General features: G+C 43.8%; 1 pseudogene. It reads left to right on the top strand.

From position 1 onward, the window contains the following. Positions 1–317: pseudogene (locus SB775_RS28390) on the top strand (phosphopentomutase); the annotation flags it as partial.

The raw sequence follows: 317 nt of genomic DNA, 5'->3' as shown, positions 1-317 counted from the left end.
CTAAAAGAAAAAACAGGACGGGGCATCATTGGGAATAAACCAGCATCTGGGACAGAAATTCTGGATGAGCTTGGCGAAGAGCACATGAAAACAGGTGATTTAATCGTTTATACATCTGCGGATTCTGTTTTGCAAATTGCTGCGCACGAAGAAGTTGTGCCACTGGAAGAGCTCTACCGCATTTGTGAAATTGCACGAGAACTGACTTTAGATGAAAAATATATGGTAGGACGCATTATTGCTCGTCCGTTTGTCGGGGAGCCTGGGGCATTTGTCAGAACGCCAAACCGTCATGACTATGCTTTAAAACCATTTGA

This window comes from Peribacillus sp. SIMBA_075 (assembly GCF_046534585.1).
The sequence above is the reverse complement of the archived record's forward strand: the minus strand, read 5'-3'. Positions and strand labels throughout refer to the sequence as shown.